We start from the raw sequence: 25,997 nt of genomic DNA, 5'->3' as shown, positions 1-25,997 counted from the left end.
GAATGCAAGACCCTATGTCATGCACAGAGTTTGGGTCATCCTGGGATTTCTGTTTGCCGTCGGGCTGTTGTCCGCTGGCGTCTGGTCCTATGGCTATCGCCAGGCGCTGTCGCAACTGAGCGAAAAGGCCGAAGCCGATCTGGAATTGGCCGCAGACCGGCTGAGCACTCAGATGCAGGTTTATCAGGAACTGGCGGTGTTGATGGCCACACATCCCGTTCTGCGGAGGCTTGAAACACCTGCACAGAAACGGGCGGCGCGGGCGATACTGTTGGATGTGGCCGACAAGACCTCGGCCGTTAACATGATGTATCTGGATCGCAGCGGTAGGGTGCTGGCCTCGGCCCAGCCAATCGCTCAGGAAAGCATGTCTGACCATCCAGCGTTTCAGCGCGCCATGCAGGGGGCGATGGGCAGCGCACACGGGGTCGTGGATGTCAGCGGGGATCGCACCTATTCTTACGCGGCTCCGACCTTTGGCCTTGATGGTCGTGTCGAAGGTGCGTTGATCGTGGTGGCCGATGTGCAGGATGTGGAACAAACCTGGCGCGGCAGTACCGAGGCGGTGTTCTTCATCGACGGGGACGGCGTTGTCTTTATCTCGAACCGGTCGGACCTTCTGTTCTGGCAACGGGACGAGGGGCAAGTGGGTCTGAAACCTCCGGGTGGTGAAGCGGTCGAGTTCGCCTCGGTCATGGTTGGCCCACATGAGGTGTGGCAGTTGAACTGGGGGCGTTACCTGCCCAGCCGGGCATTGCACCTGATGCTGGATCTGCCGGTGATCGACATGACAGCCGAAGTGCTGGTGGACGTGGCGCCAGCACAGCGTCTGGCAGGGCTGCAGGCCGCGACGGTCGCTGCAATCTGTTTGGCCTTTGGTGCGCTTCTGTTTCTGGCGACCGAGCGCAGGCGCACATTGGCTGAGGCAAACGCCGTACTGGAAACCCGTGTCGCGCAGCGGACGCAGGCTTTGACAGCCGCCAACATGGCGTTGCGACGCGAAGTGCGTGAACGCGAGGACGCCGAGGCTGCCCTCAAACACGCGCAGGAAGAGTTGATTCAGGCCGGTAAGTTAAGCGCTCTGGGGCAAATGTCGGCGGGCATCAGTCATGAATTGAACCAGCCTCTGATGGCAATCCAGCAATTCGCGGATAACGGGTCGGCGTTCCTGTCTAAGGGGCGCGAGGAAAAGGCCTCGGAAAACCTGACGCGGATCTCGGCCATGGCCGCTCGGATGGCGCGGATCATCAAGAACCTGCGCGCCTTTGCCCGAAATGAAAGCGAACCGATGGGCAAGGTCAATCTGGTGCAGGTCATCGACACGTCGGTCGAACTGACTGAGGCGCGATTGCGAAACGAAGGCGTGCGGATGGACTGGCACCCCCCTAAAAACCCTATCTTCGCTTGGGGTGGCGAGGTGCGCTTGGTTCAGGTCTTCGTCAATCTGATCAACAACGCCGCAGACGCCATGAGCGGCCAAGACGACCGCCTTATCCGCATCAGAATAGAAGGCGGCGACAAGCTGGCGGTGACCGTGCGCGACATTGGGCCGGGTATTGAAAACTCGGAAAAGCTGTTTGAGCCGTTTTATACAACCAAGGCCGTCGGGTCGTCCGAAGGGATGGGACTCGGGCTTTCGATCTCATATGGTCTGGTTCAGAGCTTTGGCGGTAATATCCGGGGCACCAATCTGGAGACCGGCGCTCAGTTCACGGTCGAGCTTGAACCGTTCTCGGAGCACGAAGTCGCATGACACGGAAAATTCTACTTGTGGATGACGATGCCGCTGTGCGAGAGGCCCTGGCGCAGACTTTGGAGCTGGCGGATTACGATCCAGTTACAGCAGGATCATTCGTGGCGGCCAAGGATCACATCTGTGCGGACTTTCCCGGTGTGATCGTGTCGGACATACGGATGCCCGGCCGTGATGGGTTTCACCTATTGAACTATGCCCGCGAAGTTGATCCCGATCTGCCGGTCATCCTGCTGACCGGCGAGGGTGACATACCGATGGCAGTTCAGGCCATGGGGCAGGGCGCGTTCGACTTTCTGGAAAAACCCTGCGCTGCGGCGGACTTGCTGTCGGTGTTGGAGCGCGCGGTGGACGCTCGTACGCAGGTGATCGAACAGCGCGTTTTAAAGTCCGAGCTAGAGCGCGGGGATCCGGCCGCGCGGTTGCTGTTCGGCTTGTCCGCACAGGCTGAGGCATTGCGTGAACGGGTCCGGTCCGTTGCGCCCACAGGCGCTGAGGTGCTGGTCACCGGACCGCCGGGCAGCGGGATATCCAAAGTGGCCGAAGTGGTGCATCTGATGTCACCGGTCGGTCAGGGGCCGTTTGTCAAACGTCCGGCGTCAGGACTGACGTCCGAGGGTCTGGCGCGGGTCTGCGAGGATGCAGCAGGCGGCTCCTTGTTTCTGGATGAGGTCTCGGCCATGCCAGAAGCCACGCAATACACCGCTTTGGAATTGGTCGAGCAACGTCCCGGCGCACGGATTGTGGCGGGGACAACCGCCGATCTAGCGGTGTTGTCAGAGCAGGGAAGGTTCAACGCAGACTTGTTCTATCGGTTGGATGTCATGCGCGTCCGCATCCCGTCTCTGGCCGAACGGCCCGAGGACATCCCGGTTATCTTTCGCCACTACGTCGCGCAAGCGGCTGAGCAGGCCGGGATCGCCGAGCCCGAGATCACCTCGGAACATCTGGCGTTGCTGATGGCCAGTGACTGGCCGGGGAACGCGCGATCTTTGATGTCGGCCGCAATGCGATTTGTTCTTGGTATGCCCGAAGAAGTCGCACGCGCAACTGATCTGGGATTGAGTGAGCAAATGGCGCGGGTGGAACGCTCGTTGCTGGTCGCGGCGTTGGGGCGGCATAACGGCAAAGCCTCGGACGCTGCGAAAGCGCTGAAGCTGCCGCGCAAGACGTTCTACGACAAGCTGGCGCGGTATCAGATTCGCCCTGAAGACTACCGCCGCTAGAATTGCTCCCGCCTGCTTTGACCGCATTATCATGCGTTTAAAGCCGTTGGGCCGGGCAGCCCGCTGACGCGGGCTGCGGTCGGTCTTGCGGGAATCATTCCTGTGGATTGCCCACGTTGATTCGCAGCTCGTGCGGAAATCCGCACAGCGCGCTCTGAGCGTGTGCGGATTTCCGCACAGGTGAAAAGGTCCGTGTCACTAGAAGCAGGCGATGCGCCTTTTAAGCTTATGAAATAATGTAAAAAAACATGGTGTGATGAAAGTTTGAACAAAAAGTTGAGCGGTGATCCGCGATTCGGTTCACTTCGCGGCATACGGCGTCCTTTTGGGCGTCGGCGAAAGGTTTCATGGAAGTCTGGGAGGAAAAGACAGATGAAATTCCTTACTACTGCTGCCACCGCATTGGCGCTGAGCGTTACGGCATCGGCCGCCATGGCCGCCTGTGACGATGGCGAGATCGTGGTCAAGTTCGCGCACGTGACGAACACGGACAAACACCCCAAGGGCATCGCGGCCTCACTGTTGGAGCAGCGCGTCAATGACGAAATGAACGGCGTGATGTGCATGGAGGTCTATCCGAACTCCACGCTTTATAACGACGACAAAGTGCTTGAGGCGATGTTGCAGGGCGACGTGCAACTGGCCGCGCCGTCGCTATCCAAGTTCGAGAAATTCACCAAGCAGTTCCGTCTGTTCGACCTGCCGTTCATGTTCAAGAACATCGACGCCGTTGACGCGTTCCAGGCCTCGGCTGATGGTCAGGCGATGAAAGACAGCATGCAGCGCCGCGGCCTGCAGGGGCTGGCGTTCTGGCACAACGGCATGAAGCAGATGTCGGCGAACAAACCTCTGGTCGATCCGTCGGATGCAGATGGCCTGAAGTTCCGCGTTCAGTCCTCGGACGTGTTGGTTGCGCAGATGGAAGCCATCGGCGGTAGCCCGCAGAAAATGGCGTTCTCGGAAGTCTACGGCGCGCTGCAGCAGGGCGTTGTGGACGGGCAGGAGAACACCTGGTCGAACATCTACGGCAAGAAGTTCTTTGAAGTTCAGGACGGCATCACCGAAACCAACCACGGCATCATCGACTATCTGGTCGTGACCTCTGTGGATTGGCTGGACAGCCTGGATCCCGAAGTGCGTGATCAGTTCCTGACCATTCTGACCGAAGTGACCGAGACCCGGAACAAGGAAGCCTTTGCCGTGAACGAAGCGGCCAAAGCCTCGATCACCGACGCGGGCGGCATCATTCGTGAGCTGAACCCCGAACAGCGTCAGGCCTGGGTCGACGCGATGAAACCCGTTTGGGATCAATTCGCAGGTGACGTTGGTCAGGACAAGATCGACGCTGCTCAGGCGATAAACGCCGGGTTCTGATCCCGGTCCAGGCCGCGCGTCCGGGAACTGGGGAGTAATCGACGCGCAGGCCGGGCGGGCCGTATAGAGGCCCGCCAACCTTACTCTCATCACCAATAATGTGGGGACAGATATATGTCTGGTTCGAAACCCGGCCAAGGCGGGCTGGTCGACCATATCGAAGAGACCATGATTGCGGCGTTGCTGGGGCTGATGACCGTCGTGACCTTCGCCAATGTCATCGCGCGCTTTGTATTCAATTCCAACATCTTGTGGGCGCTTGAGCTGACAGTGTTCACCTTTGGCTGGCTGGTTCTTCTGGGCGCATCTTACGCGGTCAAGAAGCACGCGCATCTGGGTGTAGATGCCATCCTGAACATGCTGGGCCCGGCACCACGCCGTATTTTGGCGCTGATTGCCGTTGCGTGCTGTTTGGTGTTTTCGCTGCTGTTGCTGAAAGGCTCATACGACTATTGGGCAGTGTTTGCGGACTTGCCGCCCACCTCGGGCCGCTGGTTCCCGACCGGGTTCAATTTCGACGCGCGCAGCCAGAGCTTCTACGAGGTGGACGATATCCCCATGGTCGCGCCGCTGCGTTTCCTGGAAGACATGATCAACTATGGCGAGGGGTACGAAAAACTGCCCAAGGTGGTGCCGTATCTGGTGCTGCCGGTGTCGATGCTGCTGCTGGTGATCCGCTTTGCCCAAGTCGCAGTACAAATCTGGCGTGGTGAGACAGACCGTCTTGTCGCCAGCCACGAAGTCGAGGACGAGATCGAAGAAGTCCGCGCTCAGCAAGGAGAGCATGACTAATGGACGTCGTACTTTTATTCTCGATGGTCATCGGCCTGCTGTTGATCGGTGTTCCGATTGCCGTGGCGCTTGGCCTCAGCTCGACCCTGTTCCTGCTGATCTATTCCGACAGTTCGCTGGCGTCAGTCGCGGGTACACTGTTCGAGGCGTTTGAGGGGCACTTTACGCTGCTTGCGATCCCGTTCTTTATCCTCGCGTCGTCCTTCATGACGACGGGCGGTGTGGCGCGGCGGATCATCCGGTTCTCGATTGCTTGCGTGGGGCATTTGCCCGGTGGTCTGGCGATTGCGGGCGTGTTCGCCTGTATGCTGTTCGCTGCGCTCTCCGGGTCTTCTCCGGCAACTGTGGTCGCCATCGGTTCGATCGTGATCGCAGGAATGCGGCAGGTTGGCTATTCCAAGGAATTCGCCGCCGGTGTGATCTGTAACGCGGGTACTCTGGGCATCCTGATTCCGCCGTCCATCGTGATGGTGGTCTACGCTGCGGCCGTTGAGGTTTCGGTCGGGCGCATGTTCCTTGCGGGCGTCATTCCCGGCCTGATGGCGGGCCTGATGCTGATGGTCACGATTTACGTCATGGCCAAGGTCAAAAACCTACCCAAAGGCGACTGGAAAGGCTGGGGCGAGATCTTTGTCTCAGCGCGCGAAGCCGGGTGGGGTCTGTTCCTGATCGTGATCATTCTGGGCGGTATCTACGGTGGTATCTTCACCCCGACCGAAGCTGCCGCGGTTGCTGCCGTCTATGCTTTCTTCATCGCCAGCTTTGTCTACAAGGATATGGGGCCGCTCAGCACGGAAGAGGGCACACCGAACCTCCCGTTGCTGAAGAAGCCTTATGCATTGCTCACGGCGTTCTTCCACCCGGACACCAAACATACCCTGTTCGAGGCTGGCAAACTGACGGTCACGTTGCTGTTCGTGATCGCCAACGCGCTGATCCTGAAACATGTGTTGACCGACGAGCAGGTGCCGCAGCATATCGCGAGCGCCATGCTGTCCGCAGGTCTTGGGCCGGTGACGTTCCTGATCGTGGTCAACGTCATCCTGCTGATCGGCGGTCAGTTCATGGAGCCGTCGGGCCTTTTGGTGATCGTGGCACCGCTGGTGTTCCCGATCGCCATCGAACTGGGCATCGACCCGATCCATCTGGGCATCATCATGGTGGTCAACATGGAGATCGGAATGATCACCCCTCCGGTTGGTCTGAACCTCTTCGTGACCTCGGGCGTCGCTGGTATGCCGATGATGAGCGTTGTGAAAGCGGCCCTGCCGTTCCTGGCGGTGCTGTTCGTCTTCCTGATCATGGTCACGTACATACCGTGGATATCGACCTTCCTGCCGAACACCTTCATGGGGCCGGAGATCATAACGAACTAGCGATACACGCTACCTAAGAAAGGCCGGGTCTTCGCAGATCCGGCCTTTTTTATACCCCGTATTTGTTCAAATAATCCGCGACCCATTCGATCCCGCCAAAGGCGCGGCGGCGGCGTGAACCCCAATAGCCGATGCTGTCATCCAACAGCTCATTCGGGTTGGGGCGGCCATTGAAGATCACGATTTTCGGCCTTTTGGGGCGCTTTTTGTACTTTTTGAAGATCAGGCCAAACGGCCAGTAGTAAACCAGATGGATAATGCCGATGCACCAATTCTTGGGATAGCATTTCCGGTTGGTTGCAAGGGCCGAAATATAGTTCTGGTCGTTCTCGTATTTCGGCAGGTCCTTGGCCCCATCGAAGTCATCGAACAGGTGAAACTGCTCGGCCGGGACGTATCCAACGATCGACGAATTCCCGCGTGTCACCTTGTTCATGACCCACGGAATATGGTCCCAGATCACAGCGGGGATCATGCGCCAGACAAACCCGCGGAATTTGGGCATCAGGTATAGCCCGCCTTTCTCAAGCATAATTGTCAGCAACGGATCCAACTGCCCAGTGACGACCAGATCCAGGTCGAGGAAAAGCGCGGCGTCGTACTCTCCGACAATCTCACGGTCGAACATCAACAGCTTGGGCCACTTGCCGTGAATCCAAAGGTCTCTGTCCAGTTGAGGGAAGGCAAGGGGGGCTACCTTGATGCCCGGCTTTAACCCTTCGGTATTGTCGGTGATACAGATGAAGTCATGGTCCAGCGACATATGGTCCTGAACCGCAGCATACAGCAAATTGACGTAGTCAGGACCAAAAGCCTCGCCCCATTTCATGCAGATGATGCATGTCTTTGGCGATTTTGGGACGGCACTTTCCATTCTTATTCCTTACCAGTGGAGGTTCTGAACAGACGCAGCTGAAGGTAAAAAACACATCGCTCATAGGGCCATGCACCTCGCATCCCCTTGAAACCCGGTCAAGAGAATTTATCTGATGGATTGAGGACGACCTCGCCAATTTGGCCGATCATTCGGGACGACCCGAACAGATACGAGGTGTTCTTATGCCCTGGATATTATTGTTGTTCGCCGGTCTTCTGGAAATCGTCTGGGCGGTTGCCATGAAACAGTCCGCCGGTTTTTCGCGCGTGTGGCCCACCGCTGTGATGGGTGTGTCCATGATTGGTTCATTTGGGCTGCTGGCCCTTGCGATGCGGGATTTACCGCTGGGTACGGCATACACGATCTGGACGGGTATTGGCGCGGTCGGCGCTTTTATGGTTGGCATCATGTTTCTGGGCGAGGCGCTGACTGCACCCCGCCTGATCGCGGCGGCCCTGATCATTGCAGGGCTGGTCACCATGAAACTGGCCTGACCTCAGGCTTTTTGCAGTGCGTCGATGATGCCCGAGAAGTCCTGCGCCTTCAGACTAGCGCCGCCGACAAGCGCGCCATCTACGTTTGAGACTGCAAAGATGTCACCGGCGTTGCTCGGTTTGACTGAGCCGCCATACAGCAACCGGACCGAGCGGCCGACGCCTTCGCCGAAACGCCGTTCGAGCCGGGCGCGGATAAAGTCATGGACCTCTCCGATTTCGTCCAGGGTGGGGACCTTGCCGGTGCCAATGGCCCAGATCGGCTCATAGGCGACGATCAGGTTTTCGCCGGTCGATTGATCGGGGATCGAGCCGGACATCTGACCGCCGATTATGTCCAATGTGTTTGCAGCGTCGCGCTGTTCCAGGCTCTCGCCAACGCAAATGATCGCTTTCAACCCTGCGTCCATCGCGGCTCGCGCCTTGGCGCGCACGTCTTCGTTTTGTTCGCCGTGATCTTCGCGCCGTTCCGAATGGCCCAGAATGACGGCGGTCGCACCTGCATCCAGCAGCATCTGAGCGCTGATATCTCCGGTATGTGCGCCCGAGTCTGCAGCGTGGCAATCCTGACCACCCACAGTGATCGCCGCGTCCTGCACGACATCGGCGGCACGGTGCAGCAACGTGGCGGGCGGGCAGATCAAGACATCCACCGAAGCGCTGGGGTAGGAGGCGGCCAGCGACTGAAGCTCGGGCAAAGCAGCCGTGGTTCCGTTCATTTTCCAGTTTCCTGCTGCCAACTTACGCCGCATAGTGCTTACCCCCAAGATTAGTCATTGTTTGCCTTCGGATAACACCGGAAGCCCCACCTGACAATTCCGGTTGCAAAGGTGCGAACACAACGGCAGTTTTCCCGCCAGACAGGAGGACCCGATGATCGACGATCTGGATCTGGAGAAACTGGACCGGCGCGAGGCGTCGGAACTGGCCAAACTATTGCGCGCAGTGCGCGAGGTCGGGTTCCTGACTGTATCGAACACGGGTCTGCGCGCCGAACAGGTGCGTGACGTGATCGAGGCCTATCGGGATTTCTTTCACCTGCCCGAAGCCCAGAAAAAGACAGTAGACATGGCGGTGACCGGCTCGAACCGAGGGTGGGGTGCGCCGCATTCCGAACAGGTCGACCCCAACGCCAACCCGGATTTCAAAGAAGTGTTTGACTGCGGCTATGAACTGCCGCCCGGCAATGCTTATGCTGACAAAGGGCTGAGTGTTTATGCGCAAAACCTTTGGCCTGAATATCCTGTTGAATTTCAAAGCACTATTCGGATTTATTACAGCGATGCATGCAGCGTAGCGATGCGGATCCTAAGGGCGATTGCTGTGGCCTTAGGACGTGATGAAGCCAGTTTTGACAGGGCATTCGACACGCCTATGGCCTTGTTGCGCGGCAATTTCTATCCGGAACGTCCCTCGTGGGCCGGGGATCGTGATTTTGGCATTGCGGCGCATACCGATTACGGGTGTCTGACCTTGTTGGCCACCGACGGCTCCTCGGGGCTTGAGGTTCGTATGCCGGACAACAGCTGGCAACCGGTCGCAGCCGAGCCCGGCACTTTTGTCATCAACTTCGGTGAGATGCTTGAATTTTGGACCGCCGGTCAGGTCAAAGCGACTGAGCATCGCGTGGTCGGCGGCACACAGGAACGCATTTCCGTGCCGCTGTTCTTGAACCCATCCTATGATACGAACGTGGCCCCGCCGGGATCAGGTCAAACAATCAGCGCAGGCGAGCATCTGACGAACAGATACAACGAAACCTATGTCCACCTGCAGACGACTTAGGATTGCGAGGACAGCGCGTCGTCGAATTTGATGGATTCGCCGCAGCCGCACGCGTCGACAACGTTCGGGTTGCGGAACTTGAAGCCGGATTCCAGCAGCGAGACTTCATAGTCAATCTCGGTTCCGAACAGGAACATCTGCGCCATCGGCGCGATCATGATGCGGGCACCATCCTGTTCAACCACTTCGTCGTTGGTGTCAGCTTCATCAACGTAGTCCATGGTATATTCCATGCCTGCGCAGCCGCCTTTTTTCACACCAATGCGCAACCCGGCATGACCGCCGGACGCCATCAGGCGTGCGATTTGCTCGGCCGCTTTGGTCGTCAATGTCACGGCTTGTTTGCCGGGAATGCCAAACATGGTGGTCTCCGTTGCGCTCAGGTATCCCTAATCTAGGGCTCCGAGGCGTCAGGCTCAAGACATAGCAGGCCTGCTGACCTAACTTTTACTTTCGTTGTGGCTGCAGGAGGGGTTAGGCGAAAGTAAACTTGCGTCAAATACGTCCTTCGCCTTAGCCTGATTGCAGGATCACCGAACTTCGGAAAAAGGGTATTTGAACATGACCAGGCACGGGCAGTTATTGTTGAAAAAGCTAACATTGAAAACCGCTTGCGCGGTTCTTTTAAGCGCAGGTGTGGCTTCGGCCGCTGATGAAAAGCGGCATCCGGTGAACTGCGCGACGGCAGAGGGCGATCTTCGGGCCATCGCGTCCGAAAAGAAACACGCCCAGGATCAGCAAGCCGAAAGCATCATTGCAGTCACGCCAGCGGGGGCGTTGCTTGGACTGGTGACCGGGACGGAAAAGAAGCGGCTTAGCATGCTGAACGGCGATTACGTCAAAGCGCTGGACGAACGCGCGGCCGAGATCAAAGAAACCTGCAACGTGGAATAGCGTATGCACCTTTCCCAAAAGAACAGGCCGCCCAAAAGTGGAGCGGCCTTTTTATTCAATATCTTAGGAAGCAATCCTAAACTTACGTTACATGAACCCAAGTTCAAGGCGGGCTTCGTCCGACATCATCTCCATACCCCAAGGGGGTTCCCACGTCAGTTCGACATCAACCTCTTTGACGCCAGCGACGGGTTCGATGGCCTCGACGATCCAGCCGGGCATCTCGCCCGCAACCGGACAGCCCGGCGCAGTAAGGGTCATGATCACCTTCACTTCGTTTTCTTTGGTGATGTCGATCGTGTAGATCAGACCCAAGTCATAGATATTCACGGGAATCTCGGGGTCAAAGACGGTCCGGCAAGCCTCGACCACGGGCTCGTATAGTGGATGATCGATGGTTGAAGGTGCAATCAAAGGCGTTCCTTCAAACTGTTCACTTGGGTGCGTCATTCATGCCTCGGGGCTGTTACCTGAGCAAATATATAGGGAAAGCATAGGGCAGCGTCCAGTGGTGCCGTGGTACCAACGGACGCTGCGTCTCTTAGATCATTCGTTGATGTCGTGGTTGAAGGTTTTCACCTGACCATGGGGCAGGGCGAACATGCGCCGCAGGATCAACCAGGCCACAAGCGACAGAACGGCAAAGATCAACAGAAGCACGGGAAGGCTTGGTGCAAAGCCCGGAATTACAAGCAAAAGCCCCGTAACGGCCGCGCCAATCGCAAAGCCAAGAAATATGAACCCCGGCAGCACGATCTCGAGTATGCCCAGAGCCAGAGCTCCGGCCAGCCAAATCCACCATGTCAGCCAGAAGGGATCCGTCATTACTTTGCTCCTTTCAGCATCTTAAAGGCATCGCCAAAAGCTTCCAAGGCGTTAGCGGGCACCACGATCGTCTGCGAACCAGTGCCGTTACCCAGCGCGTTCAGAGCTTCGACCTGTTTCAAGGCGACCTGATATTGCGCGGCCTCGATCCCATTGTCTTGAATGGCTTTGGCGACCACACCGGTTGCATAGGCTTCGGCCTCTGCTTGGATACGGCGCGCCTTGGCCGTTTGTTCCGCGGCATAGAGTTCAGCATCAGCGCTCAGTTCGACGGCGCGTTTCTGACCCTCGGCTTCGGTCACCTGCGCACGGCGCGCACGTTCGGCGTTCAACTGCTGAAGCATCGCATCGCGGGTGGCCTGATCCAGATTCACGTCCAGAATTTCAGCGCGCGTCACTTCGATGCCCCAGTCGTCAACAGCCGTTTCGACGCTTTCCTGGATGCGCGCAATCAGTTGCGCCCGGTTGGATTGAACCTCGTCGAGGTCCATTTTACCGATCTCCGCCCGCACAATACCTGCTACGGTTGTTGCAATCGCGCCATCGACGTCGCGGATACGGTACACAGTTTTTTCAGGTTCAAGAATGCGGTAGAAAACCGATGTATCGATTTGCACCAGAACGTTGTCCTTGGTGATCGCGTCTTGTGTCGCATTGGGCAGCTGACGCTCCAAAATGGATATCTTGTGGCGTGCAACATCCAGAAAAGGGACGATAAAATTGATTCCTGGGCCAAGGACCGAATGCAGGCGGCCAAAGCGTTCAACCACGTATTTTTCAGACTGTGGCACGATCTTGATGCCTTTGAAGATCACGACGACAACCAAAACCGCGGCGAGCACGTAAATGATATTTGATGTCAGCAATCCAATGATCTGGTCTTCTGTCATAACTGTCCTCTGTTTTTGTGTACTATGGTATACACTTGGGGATTGTTTGGCCAAATTTCAACTCAGGTATGGCGGGAATGGATGCGGATGCAAATCGATGAAACCATGTTTTCCGAACGGAAATTTGCAAATGTGGCTGCTTTGCATCCGGCCGCCGATTGCGCTATCGGGCGGGGATGAAACTGATTATTGACACGGATCCCGGCATCGACGACGCGATGGCCATCGCCTATGCCGCGGCAGCCCCCGATATTGACCTGATCGGGTTGACCACCATTTTTGGGAATACACATGTCCACCAATCCAGCCGTAATGCGCGGTTCTTGTTGGATAAACTGGGTTTGCAAGCGCCGGTTGCTGAAGGTGCCCCGTTTCCCTGGGGCGCCGAAGGTCATGCGCCGTCGGAACATGTGCACGGCCCGGAAGGGTTTGGCGACATCACCGAGATTCCGCAGGTCGGATCGAACCACCCTTTGGCGGCGGCGGAATACCTGGTGGATCAGGCGCGGGCGCATAGGGGCGAATTGGTCGTGTGCGCCGTTGGCCCGTTGACAAACATTGCTGATGCAATGCGACTGGACCCCGAGTTCGCCAGCAACCTCAACCGGTTGGTTATTATGGGCGGGGCGGTCTTTTGCCCGGGCAACATCACCGAACACGCAGAGGCCAATATCTATCATGATGCAAAGGCGGCGGATGCGGTCTTTGCGTCTCCGCCCGATACGGTTCTGGTGGGACTGGATGTAACCTTGAAGACGCTCTACGAAACTGCGGATTTCGAAGCATTGGCCGAACGCTCGGTCGAAATGGGCGGGTTCCTGCGGGACATCTCAAGGTTTTATCTGAAGTTCTACAAGGACATCGGCGGGTTGGAAGGCTGTGGTTTGCATGACTCAACCGCTGTGATCGCCTGCACGCATGCGCCCATGTTCGAGATGGTGGAAACCGGTATTCGCGTCGTCTCAGACGGACCACAAGCAGGGGCCACTGTACCTGATGGCGACAGACCATCTGTTCGTGTGTGCCGGGACGTGGACGGGGCAGGGGTTGTCGAGTTGTTCACCGAGCGTGTCGCGACACTGCCCTGACGGCTTGCAATAGCAGCGAAGATCAGGCAATTGCTGCCCGGTTCAGCGACCCTGAGGCATTCACATGACAGACCGTTTCTCTTTTGACCTGAAGGCCACCGATGGCAAGGCCCGCACCGGAGTCATCCATACTCCGCGCGGTGACGTGCGCACGCCTGCATTTATGCCGGTCGGCACGGCGGCCACGGTCAAAGCGATGATGCCGGAAAGTGTGCGGGCCACGGGCGCGGACATTTTGCTGGGCAACACGTACCATCTGATGCTGCGCCCGACCGCCGAGCGGATCGACCGTTTGGGTGGACTGCACAAGTTCATGAATTGGGAGCGACCGATCCTCACGGATTCCGGCGGGTTTCAGGTTATGTCGCTGGCCGGGTTACGTAAACTGACCGAAAAGGGCGTGACCTTCAAATCTCATATCGACGGGTCAAGGCACGAATTGACGCCCGAGCGGTCGATGGAGATTCAGCGCCTGTTGGGGTCGGACATCGTGATGTGCTTCGATGAATGCCCGGCGCTGCCTGCGGACCGGGATCGCATAGCTGAATCGATGCGCCTGTCGATGCGGTGGGCGCAGCGGTCGCGGGATGCTTTTGGGGATCGTCCCGGACACGCGCTGTTCGGCATTCAACAGGGCGGTCTTGAGCAAGACTTCCGGGAGGAATCGGCCGAGGCGCTGAAAGAGATTGGCTTCGAAGGCTATGCCGTCGGCGGTCTGGCCGTTGGCGAGGGGCAGGAGGCGATGTTCGATGTTCTGGACTTTGCCCCCGACATGCTGCCGGTGGACAAGCCGCGCTATCTGATGGGTGTCGGCAAGCCGGACGATATTGTCGGGGCGGTCGCGCGTGGAATCGACATGATGGATTGCGTTCTGCCGTCCCGTTCGGGGCGCACGGGGCAGGTGTTTACGCGTCACGGTGTCGTGAACATCAAGAACGCCCGCCACGCTGATGACCCACGCCCGCTGGACGAGCACTGCACCTGTCCGGCGTGTTCGAACTATTGCCGCGCGTACTTGCACCATGTGTTCCGTTCGAATGAGATGATCTCGGGCATGTTGCTGACCTGGCACAACCTGCATTACTTCCAAGAGATCATGCAGGGCATGCGCGATGCGATTGCGGCAGGCACTTTTGACGCCTGGCAGGCCGAGTTTCACGCGCAACGCGCGCAAGGGGACATTGAGCCACTTTGATGGGCGTTTGGCGATTTGATGACCAAAATCGCCGATTAGTCCATCAGGCGCCTTGCAGTCCCGAACACCTCGGGTCATTCTCATCACGAGAGATGGCGGTGAGGTTGAAATGGGGCACATACTGCCCCACCTTTATCGTCCAAGACAGGAGACGGCCGGGCGTTGCCTCTATGAGGGACCAGAGCCGTCTTGCCAATGATAAGGATAGAGCATGCAAGAGCCCCTGAACTCCTCATACCCAGTGCTGCCGCTGCGCGATATCGTGGTCTTCCCGCATATGATCGTGCCGCTGTTCGTCGGTCGGGAAAAATCCGTCCGCGCACTGGAAGAAGTGATGCAGGACGACAAGCAGATTCTGTTGTCCAGTCAGATCGACCCGAGTGATGATGACCCCACCGTGGATGGCATCTATCGGTCGGGCGTGCTGGCCAATGTGTTGCAATTGCTGAAATTGCCGGACGGTACCGTGAAGGTGCTGGTCGAAGGTCAGGCACGTGTGCAAATCACGGAATTCCTTGAAAACGAAGATTTCTTTGAGGCCCGTGCCGAGTATCTGACCGAAATTCCGGGCGATGTCACCACGACCGAAGCGCTGCAGCGCACGGTCGCGGATGAGTTCGAGCGTTACGCAAAAGTGCGCAAGAACATCCCCGAAGAAGCCTTGACCGCCGTGGGCGAAACCACCGAACCCGCCAAGCTGGCCGATCTGGTGTCGGGTCACTTGGGCATTGAGGTCGAGCAAAAGCAGGAACTGCTGGAAACCCTCAGCGTCAGCGAGCGGCTTGAAAAGGTCTATGGCCTGATGCAGGGCGAAATGTCGGTTCTGCAGGTCGAGAAAAAGATCAAGACCCGCGTCAAATCCCAGATGGAGAAGACGCAGCGCGAGTACTATCTGAATGAGCAGATGAAGGCCATTCAGAAGGAGTTGGGCGATGGCGAGGACGGCAGCAACGAAGTCGCAGAGCTGGAAGCCAAGATCGCTGAGACCAAGCTGTCGAAAGAGGCGCGCGAAAAGGCCGAAGGCGAGCTGAAGAAGCTGCGCAACATGAGCCCGATGTCGGCTGAGGCCACCGTTGTGCGCAACTATCTGGACTGGATTCTGGCTCTGCCGTGGGGCACCAAATCCCGCGTCAAAAAGGATCTGGGACGCGCGCAGGAGATTCTGGATGACGATCACTATGGCCTTGAAAAGGTCAAAGAGCGGATCGTTGAGTATCTTGCCGTTCAGCAGCGTTCGAAAAAGCTGAAAGGCCCGATCCTGTGCCTTGTTGGCCCTCCGGGTGTGGGTAAGACCTCGCTGGGTAAGTCGGTTGCCAAAGCCACGGGGCGCGAGTTCATTCGCATCTCGCTGGGTGGTGTGCGCGACGAATCCGAGATTCGCGGTCACCGCCGGACCTATATCGGTTCGATGCCTGGCAAGATCATCCAGGCGCTGAAAAAGGCAAAAACCACGAACCCGCTCATCCTGCTCGACGAGATCGACAAGATGGGTCAGGACTTCCGTGGCGATCCGGCCTCGGCGATGCTTGAAGTGTTGGACCCGGAACAGAACAGCACGTTCATGGATCACTATTTGGAGGTCGAGTATGACCTGTCCAACGTGATGTTCCTGACCACGTCCAACAGCTACAACATGCCTGGGCCTCTGCTGGACCGGATGGAGATCATCCCGCTGGCCGGTTACACCGAAGAGGAAAAGAGCGAGATCGCCAAGCAGCACCTGATCGGCAAGCAGATCAAAAACCACGGTCTGAAGGCCAAGGAATTTGAGCTGACCGATGAAGCGCTGCAGAAGATCATCCGCACCTACACGCGCGAGGCGGGTGTGCGGAACCTCGAACGTGAAATCGCAAAAGTGGCCCGGAAATCGCTGACCAAGATCGTCAAGAAAGAAGCCGACGAGATCACCGTGACGCCGGAGAACCTTGATGACTTCCTGGGCGTGCCAAAGTACCGCTATGGTCTGGCTGAACAGGACGATCAGGTCGGTGTGGTCACTGGTCTGGCCTACACTTCCGTTGGTGGCGATCTGCTGCACATTGAGGCGCTGAAATTGCCGGGTAAGGGTCGGATGAAGACCACCGGTAAGCTGGGCGATGTGATGAAGGAATCCATCGATGCGGCCTCGTCCTATGTGCGGTCGATTTCGCCCCAGATCGGGGTCAAGCCGCCTAAGTTCGACAAGCTGGATATTCACGTCCACGTACCGGATGGGGCGACGCCCAAAGACGGTCCGTCAGCGGGCTTGGCCATGGTGACGTCTATTGTGTCCGTGTTGACCGGTATTCCGGTTCGCAAGGATATCGCCATGACAGGCGAGGTCTCGTTGCGCGGCAATGCGATGCCGATCGGTGGTTTGAAAGAGAAACTGCTGGCGGCGCTGCGCGGTGGTATCAAGACCGTTCTGATCCCGGAAGAGAACGAAAAGGATCTGGCCGAAATCCCGGACAATGTGAAGGAAGGCCTGAAGATCGTTCCGGTCAAGCACGTGTCCGAAGTTCTGAAAGCAGCACTGGTCCGCGAGCCCGAGCCCATCGACTGGGATGAGGCCGCAGAAGAGGCAGCGGCCGCCGCCGCAAAGACTGCGGACAGCGCAGGTCCGGCGGCGACAACGCACTAAGTGTGACAAACACACAAAAAAGGCGGGGGAGACCCCGCCTTTTTTTTGTTACAGGCCGATGACGGGCTGTTTGGGGTCCAGAATTTCCTCTTCTGCGATATATTTCTGGAACTTTTCGACCGACAGGGCCGAGCGTACTGCGAGCCCGAAAATCACAGCTGAAAACAGGATGCACAACGCGATGTCCCATCCGAAGAGGATTTGTTTTTGCGCACCTTCCCCGAACTGACCCAGATACGAGATCAGGCCGATTCCGGCGAAATAGGGCACCAGCCAAAGCGCCTCGGTCACGTCCATCTCATCCAGGCGATTTCGGAACCGGGCCAGCAAGAGAGCGCCGCCGACGATAAGTGCGATGCCGAGCCGCCAGACCGTATCCCAACCGCTCCAATAAACGATCAGGGTTGCGATGGAGAAGGCCGAAACGGCAACGATTTTCACCATCGGGATGCGGATCGACCTTGGGTGATCCGGCATCAGGTGACGCAAGCACACAACCGCGATGGGACCCACCGCGAAGGACATTACGATGGCCGCGCCATTCAGGGCGATAACCGTGGTGAACGGCACCGTAAGAAGAAACAGCACGCCAATCAGGTAGTTCAGGGCCAAGGCCCAGAGCGGCACCCCGAACGAAGATAACACTTGCAGCCGTTTGGGGAGAAAGCCATTTTTGGACAGGGCAAGCGCGATCCGCGCGTTTGATCCCGTGGATACAAGGCCATTCCCAAACGGGCCAATGATCGAGCCGACGTTCAGCACGCTCAGAAACCAGACGATCCCGACGGACAGGATCACTCCGTCCAGCGGTCCCTGACCACCAAAGGACAGGTTTGCCCAACCGTTCTGTATCAACGTCGGATCAAGAGCGCCGATAAAGGCGATTTGCAGACCAATATAAATAGCCGCGCACAAAACAATGGACAATACCAAGGCGGCCGGGATGGCGATCTTGGGGTTCTTGACCTCTCCGGCCATGTCGACCACGTGGCGAAAGCCTATGAAGGAGAAGATGACTCCGCCCGTTGAAACGGCTGCCATGATTCCTTGCAGGCCGTAGGGCGCAAATCCGTCCGGTGAGGTGAAGTTCGCGGTATCGAAACGGCTGGCAATCAGAAGCACCGAAAGCACAATCGGGATAGCGATCTTGGCCCAGGTGAGGGTCGCATTGACCTGCGCAAAGAACTTCACACCCAGCGCATTGATCACCACGAAAAGCAGCATGAAGAACAAGGCCACCGTGATACCCGCGCCGGTCAGGTCACCCGTGTCGGCGGCATGCAGCCACGGCGCATAAGGCGCGAGATATTTCAGCATTGCCTCGACCTCGATCGGGGCTGTGGTGTTGTACCCAATCCAGGCGGTCCATCCCATTGCCATGGAAACGATATTGCCGTGCGAGAACTGCGGAACGCGCGCGATGCCTCCGGGAATGGGCAACATGGCCGAAATCTCGGCAAAGGTTATCGCCAGAACGAACATGGCCGTCGCACCGATGACCCACGACAGGATCGCGGCTGGCCCAGCGTGTTGAACCGCAAGCAATGGACCAAATAGCCAGCCAGACCCGATGATTCCGCCAACCGAGATGAAGGTCAGGCCAAGAAGGCCAATGTCCCGCTTCAGTTTGGCCATTTCATTAACCCCGCCGATCAGCGCCGCTGAAGGTTACGGCGGACAGAAGGACGATACGCAACAGATGCGCGACCTGGCAAGCTTTGCCGATTCAAGTGCTTAGCTGGCGCAAGGGCTCAATAAGAGGATGGTGGGTGATAAGAGATTTGAACTCCTGACATCTTCGATGTGAACGAAGCGCTCTACCACTGAGCTAATCACCCGTAGACGGTGCAGTTACAGCGAGTCGGAAGGCTTGGCAAGATGGTCGGGTGCGAAATCGGGTCGTTGGTTCCACAAGCGGGTTTTTCACGGTCGCGGGCAGGGGGCCAATTCGGAAAAAATCAGCTTCTTCGAAAAAACTTCAAAACGCCGCTTGACGATGTCGGGGCGTAGCCATAATACACCCAAACGTTCAGCGATGAACGAACAGCGGGCGGTTGTAGCTCAGATGGTTAGAGTACCGGCCTGTCACGCCGGGGGTCGCGGGTTCGAGCCCCGTCAACCGCGCCACTGCTGTCAGCCTGGATCCGGGTTAAGGGATCACGAAAATAGATGCGCGGTTGTAGCTCAGTTGGTTAGAGTACCGGCCTGTCACGCCGGGGGTCGCGGGTTCGAGCCCCGTCAACCGCGCCATTTTCTCCTTCGCTTAGGGCAATGTGGTTAAGTTTTGTACGGGCAGCGATGCCTTGAAACGCATGATGTCAGGATGTGTCGGCAATAAACCGATTGTTCACACTTTGTTCTAACTTTTCTGTTGGAGACTCAGCCCGGCTCGCCTATTTCTAAGACACTTGTGTGTTGGGGGCCAAAATGGCTGAGCTTAAGAATATCGAGGTGCGCGGCGCGCGCGAGCATAACCTCAAGGGGATCGATGTAGACATCCCGCGGGATCAGCTGGTGGTGATCACCGGTTTGTCGGGGTCTGGCAAGTCGTCCTTGGCCTTTGACACGGTTTATGCCGAAGGCCAGCGCCGTTATGTCGAAAGCCTGTCGGCCTACGCGCGCCAGTTCCTCGACATGATGGAAAAGCCGGATGTTGACCACATTAGCGGTCTGTCCCCGGCGATTTCGATCGAGCAGAAGACAACCTCGAAAAACCCTCGTTCGACCGTCGGCACCGTGACCGAGATTTATGACTACCTGCGTTTGCTCTTTGCCCGCGCAGGGACGCCTTACAGTCCGGCCACCGGCCTTCCGATTGAGGCCCAGCAGGTTCAGGACATGGTCGACCGCATCATGACGATGGAGGAGGGGACGCGCGGTTACCTTCTGGCTCCGATCGTGCGCGACCGTAAGGGCGAGTACAAAAAAGAGTTTCTGGAATTGCGCAAGCAGGGTTTCCAGCGTGTGAAAGTCGACGGAGAGTTCTACGAACTGGACGAACCGCCCACGCTGGACAAGAAATTCCGCCACGATATCGACGTAGTCGTGGATCGTCTGGTCGTACGCGAAGGGATGGAGACCCGGCTGGCCGACAGTCTGCGCACGGCCTTGGACCTGGCCGATGGCATCGCGATTCTGGAAACCGCCCCCCGCGAAGGCGACCCGGAACGGATCACGTTCAGCGAAAACTTTGCCTGTCCGGTCAGCGGGTTCACGATCCCCGAAATCGAGCCGCGCCTGTTTTCGTTCAACGCACCGTTTGGCGCTTGCCCGGATTGCGACGGTCTAGGGGTCGAGCTGTTCTTTGACGAACGCCTTGTGGTGCCTGATCAGACGCTCAAGCTGTACGATGGGGCACTGGCGCCGTGGCGCAAGGGCAAGTCCCCATACTTTCTGCAAACCATCGAAGCGATTGCGCGACACTACGAATTCGACAAGAACACCCCGTGGAAAGATCTGCCAGCCAAGGTGCAGCAGGTGTTCCTGCGCGGCTCGGGCGACGAAGAGATCCAGTTCCGCTATGACGAAGGCGGGCGGGTCTATCAGGTGACCCGAAGCTTTGAGGGCGTTATCCCCAATATGGAGCGTCGCTATCGCGAGACCGACAGCGCGTGGATCCGGGAAGAGTTCGAACGGTATCAGAACAACCGGCCCTGCGGCACCTGCGAAGGGTATCGCTTGCGGCCCGAAGCTCTGGCCGTCAAGATCGCGGGTCTGCATGTCGGGCAGGTGGTTCAGATGTCGATCAGAGAGGCTCTGGCCTGGATCGAGGATGCGCCGAACCATCTGAGTGTTCAGAAAAACGAAATCGCCCGTGCCATCCTCAAGGAAATCCGCGAGCGGTTGGGTTTCCTGAATAACGTGGGTCTCGAGTACCTTACGCTGTCGCGTTCAAGCGGCACTCTGTCCGGCGGTGAAAGCCAGCGCATTCGTCTGGCCAGCCAGATCGGGTCGGGTCTAACCGGCGTGCTGTACGTTCTGGACGAGCCCTCTATTGGCCTGCATCAGCGTGACAACGACCGATTGCTGGGGACCCTGAAAAACCTGCGGGATCAGGGGAACACCGTGATCGTGGTCGAGCACGACGAGGAAGCCATTCGCGAAGCCGACTACGTGTTTGATATCGGCCCCGGTGCTGGTGTGCACGGTGGTCAGGTGGTCAGCAAGGGCACGCCTGCGGAAATCGCGTCGGACGCGGCCTCGATGACCGGTCAGTATCTCGCGGGCGCGCGAGAGATTTCGGTTCCCGCAGAGCGCCGGAAGGGCAACAAAAAGAAAGTCACCGTTGTCAAGGCGACCGGGAACAACCTCAAGAACGTGACCGCAGAGTTCCCATTGGGTAAGTTTGTTTGCGTCACGGGTGTCTCTGGCGGTGGTAAGTCCACCCTTACGATTGAGACATTGTTCAAAACGGCCTCGATGCGGCTGAACGGCGCACGACAGACGCCTGCGCCCTGTGAGACGATCAAAGGGTTGGAGCACCTTGACAAGGTCATTGACATTGACCAACGACCGATTGGGCGAACTCCGCGTTCGAATCCAGCGACTTACACCGGTGCCTTCACTCCGATCCGCGACTGGTTCGCCGGTCTGCCAGAGGCCAAAGCGCGCGGGTATAAGCCGGGGCGGTTCAGCTTTAACGTCAAGGGTGGCCGGTGTGAGGCGTGTCAGGGTGACGGCGTCATCAAGATCGAGATGCACTTTCTGCCCGACGTCTATGTGACGTGCGAAACCTGCAAAGGAGCGCGGTACAATCGCGAAACTCTGGAGATCAAGTTCAAGGGCAAGTCGATCGCCGATGTGCTTGATATGACAGTGGAGGACGCGCAGGAGTTCTTTAAGGCCGTTCCCTCGATCCGCGACAAGATGGACGCGCTGGCGCGTGTTGGGTTGGGTTACATCAAGGTCGGTCAACAAGCCACAACCCTGTCCGGGGGTGAGGCCCAGCGGGTTAAGTTGTCGAAGGAACTATCTAAACGTTCAACCGGTCGAACGCTGTACATTCTGGATGAGCCGACCACCGGCCTGCACTTCGAAGATGTTCGTAAGTTGTTGGAAGTGCTGCACGAACTGGTGGACCAAGGGAACACGGTTGTCGTGATCGAGCACAATCTGGACGTCGTCAAAACGGCGGACCACATCATCGACATCGGCCCCGAGGGCGGCGACGGCGGGGGTGAGATCGTAGCGACCGGAACCCCCGAAGAGGTGGCCGAGGTCGAACGCAGCCATACCGGCCGGTATCTCAAACCGATGCTGGAAGGCAAAAAAGTAGCGGCCGAGTGAAGTTCGCGCACAGAACAGTCTTGGCGGCTGGTTTTGTTATTTCAGGAACTTACGCCGCCGCCGGTGTTTGTTCGTTGGCGCAACTGCACTGCGAATGCAGTGCGCTGTTTTCGGTGATAGAAACTGACGACCCAAAGTTTGATTCCAGATTGCGTGAGATCGCTTCACGCCTGCGAGTCGAAGCATATCCCGGTAATGGTAGGCAGCCGGTCGACGCTTATATTAACAGCTTGATAAAACAGTGGCACGCAACACCCTTCGATCACGATGGTTCTGTAAAGCTCGCCAACGCATTGGCCAGATGCGACAGATTTGTATCGGGCGATGTAAAACCGCCCAAAATCATAGTCAGCCCATAACTGGTCAAACTACGACCGCCCGCGCTTTTCGAACCGCGGAAGCATCGCCGAGAAATCCTTGCCCAGACCGTTTTCCGACTCAACAAACTGTTCATACAGTTCGGTTGCAACCTGACCCATTGGCGTATCTGCATCTGAGCTTTCGGCGGCCTGCTGGCTGAGACGTAAGTCTTTCAGCATCAGTTCCGCGGCAAACCCGGGCTGATAATCATTGTCCGCTGGACTTGCGGGTCCGACGCCCGGCGCCGGGCAATAGGCGTTCATTGTCCAGCTATAGCCCGAGGATGTGCTGACCACGTCAAACATCTTTTGCCGGTCCAGTCCAAGTTTGTCTGCCAACGCAAAGGCTTCGCAGGTGGTTATCATGGTCACGCCCAGGATCATGTTGTTGCAGATTTTTGCGGCCTGACCGGCACCGGCCTCGCCGCAATGCACGGCCTTTTGGCCCATGATCTCGAACAGAGGGGCAGCCTTTTCGAAAGCCGCGTCACTGCCACCGGCCATGAATGTCAACGTTCCTGCAGCCGCGCCACCGATACCGCCCGATACTGGCGCATCAACGGCTAAAACACCTGCATCCTTCGCCTGATCCGCTACGGCCCGCGCGCTGTCGACATCGACGGTGGAACAATCAATCCAGGTAGAGCCCGCGCTCATCGTGGGGATAATTTCACCCGCTACAGCCCGCAGGATTTGCCCGTTGGGCAACATGGTGACAACGATGTCTGCACCTGTCGCTGCCTCAGCGCCAGAGCTGGCCATGGTTACGCCTGGTACGCTGACATCCGCCATGTCGAAACCGACCACGTCATGCCCCGCTTTGGCGAGGTTGGCCGCCATCGGATTGCCCATGTTGCCAAGGCCGATAAACCCGATCTTCATTGTTATTCCTCCTCGAATGTCAGAGTGTCCGCACCCAATGGCTGCAGCATGTTCGAAACGGCCACGGCGGGGACGCCTTGGCCCTGATGCTGCCAGCTTGGGTTGCGATCCTTGTCTATGATCTGCGCCCGAATGCCTTCCAGAAAATCCCCGTGCTCCATCGCGCGATAAGTAAAGCGATACTCCATCTCCAATGCCTTGCGCATGGTCAGAGTTGGTGAGCGAAGCCGGTGCAGGATTTCCACGGTGCACGCCATGGACAACGGGGAGTTCCGGCCGATCAACTTTAACGCTGCGGCGGCATTATCATTGTCCGAGTTTTGAAGGCTGTTCAGGATATCACCAAGGGTCTCACCGCCAAAATCCGCGTCAATCTGGGATTGAAGGGTGGTCAGATCGCCTTCGGGCGGGGTCTCGGAATGGGTTTCAAGGCTGTCGGTGCTCCCGGATGCCTCGAGCATTTCGATCAGGTCTTGCCAGTGTTCGATCGGGATGTAGTGATCCGCGAACCCGGCCAAAATCGCGTCGGCAGGACCCATCCTTTGCCCGGTGATGCCCAAGTATTCCCCCAACCGTCCGGGCGCGAGCGCCAGCATCAATGTGCTGCCCACATCCGGAACCAACCCAATTGAGCATTCGGGCAGGGCGATTTGCGAGCTTTCGCCGACGATGCGATCGCTGCCATGGCAGCCGATGCCAACTCCACCACCCATGGTGAAGCCCTGCAGAAAACTGACCACCGGCTTGGGATATTCGAAGATCAGAGCGTTCAGACGATATTCATCCCGCCAGAACGTGCGCCCGTATTCATAATCCCCTTTTATCCCGGTGTCATAAAGCTGGGCGATGTCACCGCCGGCGCAAAACGCCTTTTCGCCCTCGGCGTCCAGTATGATCAGGTCTACGGCATCATCTTCGCGCCAGTTGCGCAGGGCGGTGTCTATGGCCATGCACATATCATAGCTAAGCGCATTCAAGGCCTTAGGCCGGGTCAGAGTAATGCGCCCGGCGCGGCCCGTGGTGCGGATGTAGATATCTGACATGACGTCCTCAGCGTTGAGAAAGCATCTGGCGCGCGACGATGACGCGCATGATCTCGTTCGTGCCTTCCAGAATCTGATGCACGCGAAGATCGCGCACAAGCTTTTCGATACCGTAATCGGCCAGATAACCATAGCCGCCATGCAACTGCAGGCACTGGTCGACAACTTTCGATCCCGTCTCGGTGACAAACTTCTTGGCCATGGCGCAGAACTTGGTGGCATCAGGCGTGCCCTGATCCAGTTTCCACGCAGCTTGTCGCAGGAAAGTCCGGGCGGCCTGCAGTTCGATCTCCATATCCGCCAGCCGGAATTGAAGCGCCTGGAATTGGTCGATGGACTGCCCAAAGGCCTTGCGTTCCGACATATACTGCAGCGTCATGTTCAGTCCGGTTTGGGCCGCCCCCAATGAGCAGGAGGCGATGTTCAGGCGACCGCCATCCAGACCCATCATCGCGTATTTAAAGCCGTCGCCTTCGACCCCGACTAGATTGTCAGAAGGGATTTTGCAGTCGTCGAACTGCACCTGGGCAGTGGGTTGGCTTTTCCAGCCCATCTTCTGTTCCAGCGCGCCAAAGCTGAGGCCGGGGGCACCATCCTCGACATACACGGTCGAAATACCCTTTGGCCCGTCCTGACCAGTGCGCACCATGCAGACATAGGCGTCCGAATATCCGCCACCCGAGATAAACGCCTTGGTGCCGTTCAAAGTGTACCCCTCGTTCGTACGTTCGGCGCGGGTTTTCAGTGCGGCTGCGTCGGAACCCGATCCTGGCTCGGTCAGACAATAGCTGAGCACGGTGTTCAGGCTGAGAACATCGGGCATGATCCGAGATTTCAGTGTGTCACTGGCGAAACTGTCCAGCATCTTGGCACACATGTTGTGGATCGACAGGAACGCCGCGACCGAGGGGCAGGCCATAGACAGCGCCTCGAACACAAGTGTGGCGTCGAGGCGGGACAGACCCGATCCGCCGCTTTCTTCGGAAACGTAAAGACCGCCGAATCCCAACTCACCAATTAGGGGCCACAAATCTTTGGGGATGGTGCCTTCGGCCTCCCACTGACGGGCGAAGGGAGCGATGTGTTCCTGCCCAAAATCATAGGCCATATCGAAGATCGCGTTCTGCTCTTCGGTCGTTGCGAAATCCATGGTGTGCCTCCCACGCTGCCCAATGAATTGAACGAGTGTTTATTTCCCAATCCTTACAGAAATTTTGCACGACCAGCAATCACCTGCA

General features: G+C 57.7%; 23 protein-coding genes and 3 tRNA genes. 15 read left to right on the top strand and 11 right to left on the bottom strand.

The features are described 5' to 3' along the window. Window positions 1-19: 19 nt before the first annotated feature. From J7416_RS05260 to J7416_RS05240, 5 genes are all read left to right on the top strand, one after another. Window positions 20-1,753 (top strand): ATP-binding protein, encoded by a 1,734-nt coding sequence (locus J7416_RS05260; RefSeq protein ID WP_209223663.1) that lies wholly within the window; start codon window positions 20-22, stop codon window positions 1,751-1,753. Then, window positions 1,750-2,979 (top strand): sigma-54 dependent transcriptional regulator, encoded by a 1,230-nt coding sequence (locus J7416_RS05255; RefSeq protein ID WP_209223662.1) that lies wholly within the window; start codon window positions 1,750-1,752, stop codon window positions 2,977-2,979. Before J7416_RS05260 ends, J7416_RS05255 begins: the two co-directional genes overlap by 4 nt. 372 nt (window positions 2,980-3,351) lie before the next feature. Next, complete coding sequence (locus J7416_RS05250) at window positions 3,352-4,353, top strand: DctP family TRAP transporter solute-binding subunit (protein WP_209223661.1); 1,002 nt, start codon at window positions 3,352-3,354, stop codon at window positions 4,351-4,353. Window positions 4,354-4,467: 114 nt separating this feature from the next. Beyond that, window positions 4,468-5,145: a TRAP transporter small permease gene (locus J7416_RS05245; RefSeq protein WP_209223660.1), complete on the top strand. Its 678-nt coding sequence runs from the start codon at window positions 4,468-4,470 to the stop codon at window positions 5,143-5,145. Continuing rightward, window positions 5,145-6,521: a TRAP transporter large permease gene (locus tag J7416_RS05240; RefSeq protein WP_209223659.1), complete on the top strand. Its 1,377-nt coding sequence runs from the start codon at window positions 5,145-5,147 to the stop codon at window positions 6,519-6,521. The genes J7416_RS05245 and J7416_RS05240 overlap by 1 nt, the downstream gene beginning before the upstream one ends. Before the next feature lie 49 nt (window positions 6,522-6,570). Here J7416_RS05240 and J7416_RS05235 read toward each other — a convergent pair whose 3' ends face one another. Then, window positions 6,571-7,395, bottom strand: coding sequence for a hypothetical protein (locus J7416_RS05235; protein WP_209223658.1), 825 nt, complete (start codon window positions 7,393-7,395; stop codon window positions 6,571-6,573). A 185-nt stretch (window positions 7,396-7,580) separates the two neighbouring features. Here J7416_RS05235 and J7416_RS05230 point away from each other — a divergent pair, with 185 nt between their 5' ends. Continuing rightward, window positions 7,581-7,892, top strand: a complete 312-nt coding sequence (locus tag J7416_RS05230; protein WP_209223657.1) for a multidrug efflux SMR transporter — start codon at window positions 7,581-7,583, stop codon at window positions 7,890-7,892. A gap of 2 nt (window positions 7,893-7,894) precedes the next feature. On the opposite strand, the gene tpiA is transcribed toward J7416_RS05230, so the two are convergent. Beyond that, window positions 7,895-8,644, bottom strand: a complete 750-nt coding sequence (tpiA, locus tag J7416_RS05225) for a triose-phosphate isomerase (RefSeq protein ID WP_209223656.1) — start codon at window positions 8,642-8,644, stop codon at window positions 7,895-7,897. A gap of 121 nt (window positions 8,645-8,765) precedes the next feature. Between tpiA and J7416_RS05220 the strand changes: the two genes are divergently transcribed. Then, complete coding sequence (locus J7416_RS05220) at window positions 8,766-9,677, top strand: isopenicillin N synthase family oxygenase (protein ID WP_209223655.1); 912 nt, start codon at window positions 8,766-8,768, stop codon at window positions 9,675-9,677. Here J7416_RS05220 and J7416_RS05215 read toward each other — a convergent pair. Beyond that, entirely contained in the window at window positions 9,674-10,039 is a 366-nt protein-coding gene (locus J7416_RS05215) for an iron-sulfur cluster assembly accessory protein (protein ID WP_209223654.1), read from the bottom strand. The genes J7416_RS05220 and J7416_RS05215 overlap by 4 nt on opposite strands. Window positions 10,040-10,262: 223 nt before the next feature. Here J7416_RS05215 and J7416_RS05210 point away from each other — a divergent pair, with 223 nt between their 5' ends. Then, a complete protein-coding gene (locus tag J7416_RS05210) occupies window positions 10,263-10,571 on the top strand; it encodes a hypothetical protein (RefSeq protein ID WP_247744095.1) in 309 nt (102 codons plus the stop codon). Between the two features lie 87 nt (window positions 10,572-10,658). Here J7416_RS05210 and J7416_RS05205 read toward each other — a convergent pair whose 3' ends face one another. The 3 genes from J7416_RS05205 to J7416_RS05195 form a co-directional block, all read right to left on the bottom strand. Continuing rightward, the gene (locus J7416_RS05205) at window positions 10,659-11,021 is read right to left on the bottom strand and encodes an SUF system Fe-S cluster assembly protein (protein WP_209223652.1); all 363 of its coding nucleotides are present in this window, start codon (window positions 11,019-11,021) and stop codon (window positions 10,659-10,661) included. A 96-nt stretch (window positions 11,022-11,117) separates the two neighbouring features. Next, window positions 11,118-11,396 carry a hypothetical protein gene (locus J7416_RS05200; RefSeq protein ID WP_209223651.1) on the bottom strand — a complete coding sequence of 93 codons (279 nt, stop codon included), beginning with the start codon at window positions 11,394-11,396 and terminating at the stop codon, window positions 11,118-11,120. Continuing rightward, window positions 11,396-12,286 (bottom strand): SPFH domain-containing protein, encoded by an 891-nt coding sequence (locus J7416_RS05195; RefSeq protein ID WP_209223650.1) that lies wholly within the window; start codon window positions 12,284-12,286, stop codon window positions 11,396-11,398. The genes J7416_RS05200 and J7416_RS05195 overlap by 1 nt, the downstream gene beginning before the upstream one ends. A gap of 176 nt (window positions 12,287-12,462) precedes the next feature. Between J7416_RS05195 and J7416_RS05190 the strand changes: the two genes are divergently transcribed. From J7416_RS05190 to lon, 3 genes are all read left to right on the top strand, one after another. Further along, a complete protein-coding gene (locus tag J7416_RS05190; RefSeq protein WP_209223649.1) occupies window positions 12,463-13,374 on the top strand; it encodes a nucleoside hydrolase in 912 nt (303 codons plus the stop codon). A 64-nt stretch (window positions 13,375-13,438) separates the two neighbouring features. Then, a complete protein-coding gene (tgt, locus tag J7416_RS05185) occupies window positions 13,439-14,569 on the top strand; it encodes a tRNA guanosine(34) transglycosylase Tgt (protein ID WP_209223648.1) in 1,131 nt (376 codons plus the stop codon). 211 nt (window positions 14,570-14,780) lie between these two features. After that, a complete protein-coding gene (gene lon, locus J7416_RS05180; RefSeq protein WP_209223647.1) occupies window positions 14,781-17,189 on the top strand; it encodes an endopeptidase La in 2,409 nt (802 codons plus the stop codon). Between the two features lie 48 nt (window positions 17,190-17,237). Here lon and J7416_RS05175 read toward each other — a convergent pair whose 3' ends face one another. Further along, window positions 17,238-18,824: an APC family permease gene (locus tag J7416_RS05175; RefSeq protein WP_209223646.1), complete on the bottom strand. Its 1,587-nt coding sequence runs from the start codon at window positions 18,822-18,824 to the stop codon at window positions 17,238-17,240. A gap of 128 nt (window positions 18,825-18,952) precedes the next feature. Beyond that, a tRNA-Val gene (locus tag J7416_RS05170) sits at window positions 18,953-19,027 on the bottom strand. A 212-nt stretch (window positions 19,028-19,239) separates the two neighbouring features. Between J7416_RS05170 and J7416_RS05165 the strand changes: the two genes are divergently transcribed. From J7416_RS05165 to J7416_RS05150, 4 genes are all read left to right on the top strand, one after another. Continuing rightward, window positions 19,240-19,316 (top strand) — tRNA-Asp (locus J7416_RS05165). 46 nt (window positions 19,317-19,362) lie between these two features. Beyond that, window positions 19,363-19,439, top strand: a tRNA-Asp gene (locus J7416_RS05160). 177 nt (window positions 19,440-19,616) lie between these two features. Beyond that, window positions 19,617-22,475, top strand: coding sequence for an excinuclease ABC subunit UvrA (uvrA, locus tag J7416_RS05155; RefSeq protein ID WP_209223645.1), 2,859 nt, complete (start codon window positions 19,617-19,619; stop codon window positions 22,473-22,475). After that, window positions 22,472-22,834: a hypothetical protein gene (locus J7416_RS05150; RefSeq protein WP_209223644.1), complete on the top strand. Its 363-nt coding sequence runs from the start codon at window positions 22,472-22,474 to the stop codon at window positions 22,832-22,834. Before uvrA ends, J7416_RS05150 begins: the two co-directional genes overlap by 4 nt. 9 nt (window positions 22,835-22,843) lie before the next feature. Here the strand turns inward: J7416_RS05150 and mmsB are convergent, their stop codons facing one another. From mmsB to J7416_RS05135, 3 genes are read right to left on the bottom strand one after another with little or no spacing between them, the layout of a single operon-like run. Then, window positions 22,844-23,716 carry a 3-hydroxyisobutyrate dehydrogenase gene (gene mmsB / locus J7416_RS05145; RefSeq protein ID WP_209223643.1) on the bottom strand — a complete coding sequence of 291 codons (873 nt, stop codon included), beginning with the start codon at window positions 23,714-23,716 and terminating at the stop codon, window positions 22,844-22,846. Between the two features lie 2 nt (window positions 23,717-23,718). Next, window positions 23,719-24,759, bottom strand: a complete 1,041-nt coding sequence (locus J7416_RS05140; protein ID WP_209223642.1) for an enoyl-CoA hydratase/isomerase family protein — start codon at window positions 24,757-24,759, stop codon at window positions 23,719-23,721. Window positions 24,760-24,766: 7 nt separating this feature from the next. Next, window positions 24,767-25,909 carry an acyl-CoA dehydrogenase family protein gene (locus J7416_RS05135; protein ID WP_209223641.1) on the bottom strand — a complete coding sequence of 381 codons (1,143 nt, stop codon included), beginning with the start codon at window positions 25,907-25,909 and terminating at the stop codon, window positions 24,767-24,769. Between the last annotated feature and the right edge of the window lie 88 nt (window positions 25,910-25,997).

The organism is Ruegeria sp. R14_0, assembly GCF_017743975.1.
In the GTDB taxonomy this organism is placed as follows: Bacteria; Pseudomonadota; Alphaproteobacteria; order Rhodobacterales; family Rhodobacteraceae; genus Ruegeria.
Note: the sequence above shows the minus strand (reverse complement) of the source record. Positions and strands in the feature narration are given on the sequence as shown.

Excerpts from the sequence above, each read along its gene's own strand:
- J7416_RS05260 (WP_209223663.1), top strand. The coding sequence starts at position 20 with ATGCACAGAGTTTGGGTCATCCTGGGATTTCTGTTTGCCGTCGGGCTG.
- J7416_RS05255 (WP_209223662.1), top strand. The coding sequence starts at position 1,750 with ATGACACGGAAAATTCTACTTGTGGATGACGATGCCGCTGTGCGAGAG.
- J7416_RS05250 (WP_209223661.1), top strand. The coding sequence starts at position 3,352 with ATGAAATTCCTTACTACTGCTGCCACCGCATTGGCGCTGAGCGTTACG.
- J7416_RS05245 (WP_209223660.1), top strand. The coding sequence starts at position 4,468 with ATGTCTGGTTCGAAACCCGGCCAAGGCGGGCTGGTCGACCATATCGAA.
- J7416_RS05240 (WP_209223659.1), top strand. The coding sequence starts at position 5,145 with ATGGACGTCGTACTTTTATTCTCGATGGTCATCGGCCTGCTGTTGATC.
- J7416_RS05235 (WP_209223658.1), bottom strand. The coding sequence starts at position 7,395 with ATGGAAAGTGCCGTCCCAAAATCGCCAAAGACATGCATCATCTGCATG.
- J7416_RS05230 (WP_209223657.1), top strand. The coding sequence starts at position 7,581 with ATGCCCTGGATATTATTGTTGTTCGCCGGTCTTCTGGAAATCGTCTGG.
- tpiA (WP_209223656.1), bottom strand. The coding sequence starts at position 8,644 with ATGCGGCGTAAGTTGGCAGCAGGAAACTGGAAAATGAACGGAACCACG.
- J7416_RS05220 (WP_209223655.1), top strand. The coding sequence starts at position 8,766 with ATGATCGACGATCTGGATCTGGAGAAACTGGACCGGCGCGAGGCGTCG.
- J7416_RS05215 (WP_209223654.1), bottom strand. The coding sequence starts at position 10,039 with ATGTTTGGCATTCCCGGCAAACAAGCCGTGACATTGACGACCAAAGCG.
- J7416_RS05205 (WP_209223652.1), bottom strand. The coding sequence starts at position 11,021 with ATGACGCACCCAAGTGAACAGTTTGAAGGAACGCCTTTGATTGCACCT.
- J7416_RS05200 (WP_209223651.1), bottom strand. The coding sequence starts at position 11,396 with ATGACGGATCCCTTCTGGCTGACATGGTGGATTTGGCTGGCCGGAGCT.
- J7416_RS05195 (WP_209223650.1), bottom strand. The coding sequence starts at position 12,286 with ATGACAGAAGACCAGATCATTGGATTGCTGACATCAAATATCATTTAC.
- J7416_RS05190 (WP_209223649.1), top strand. The coding sequence starts at position 12,463 with ATGAAACTGATTATTGACACGGATCCCGGCATCGACGACGCGATGGCC.
- tgt (WP_209223648.1), top strand. The coding sequence starts at position 13,439 with ATGACAGACCGTTTCTCTTTTGACCTGAAGGCCACCGATGGCAAGGCC.
- lon (WP_209223647.1), top strand. The coding sequence starts at position 14,781 with ATGCAAGAGCCCCTGAACTCCTCATACCCAGTGCTGCCGCTGCGCGAT.
- J7416_RS05175 (WP_209223646.1), bottom strand. The coding sequence starts at position 18,824 with ATGGCCAAACTGAAGCGGGACATTGGCCTTCTTGGCCTGACCTTCATC.
- uvrA (WP_209223645.1), top strand. The coding sequence starts at position 19,617 with ATGGCTGAGCTTAAGAATATCGAGGTGCGCGGCGCGCGCGAGCATAAC.
- mmsB (WP_209223643.1), bottom strand. The coding sequence starts at position 23,716 with ATGAAGATCGGGTTTATCGGCCTTGGCAACATGGGCAATCCGATGGCG.
- J7416_RS05140 (WP_209223642.1), bottom strand. The coding sequence starts at position 24,759 with ATGTCAGATATCTACATCCGCACCACGGGCCGCGCCGGGCGCATTACT.
- J7416_RS05135 (WP_209223641.1), bottom strand. The coding sequence starts at position 25,909 with ATGGATTTCGCAACGACCGAAGAGCAGAACGCGATCTTCGATATGGCC.